Origin of the sequence: Rhodovibrio sodomensis (assembly GCF_016583645.1) — a bacterium.
In the GTDB taxonomy this organism is placed as follows: Bacteria; Pseudomonadota; Alphaproteobacteria; order Kiloniellales; family Rhodovibrionaceae; genus Rhodovibrio; species Rhodovibrio sodomensis.
Genome location: NZ_NRRL01000301.1, coordinates 1 through 588, shown reverse-complemented (window position 1 = coordinate 588; position 588 = coordinate 1). Strand labels below are relative to the sequence as shown.

The 588-nt window shown below is 61.4% G+C and carries 1 protein-coding gene; it reads left to right on the top strand.

Translation table 11 applies throughout. The features are described 5' to 3' along the window. Positions 1 to 85: 85 nt before the first annotated feature. Positions 86 to 565 carry a hypothetical protein gene (locus tag CKO28_RS27865; protein WP_200344810.1) on the top strand — a complete coding sequence of 160 codons (480 nt, stop codon included), beginning with the start codon at positions 86 to 88 and terminating at the stop codon, positions 563 to 565. Positions 566 to 588: the final 23 nt, after the last annotated feature.

Sequence of the window (588 nt, the reverse complement as noted above, 5' to 3'; positions counted from 1 at the left end):
TGACACAAGAACGCATCGACTTCGCTGAAGATGCCAATATCTTTGCCGATCTGGACTGACGGACCTTGACGGAGACGAGGCGCCCATGACCCCGCAAGCCGACCATCGCCCCGACCTTATCGTGCATGGACGTGCCCTGATGCCTCATATTTGGGGCGCGGGGATCATTTTGATTGGTCTTTTGCAGGCGATTTCGCCCGCGATGGGGCTGATCGAAATGCTGCGCGGTGGCGGTGAAGACGGGATGATCTGGCATTCGGTCTCGGGCCTTGTGGGCGCCGTTTTGTGTTTCTTTCTGGCATGGGTTTTGTGGTCGGTGCCGCGCCCCGCGCTGGTGTTTCGCCATGATCGGCTGGAGGTGGCGCGGTTTTGGGGCAAATATGCCTCGGTCAGCTACGCCGAATTGCACGACAAGGACGAAGACCCCGCCAAGGCGGGCGGCAAGGCCGCTGTCCGGCTACGCCAATTGTCGATCCCCGGCTGGATGCTGACCAAGGAAGAAAATGCCGCTTGGCGCGCCGAACTGGCCGCGCGGGTGCCCACGCTGTCGAACCTTGGCCAATAACCCCCAACCAAGCCGCCCGACAG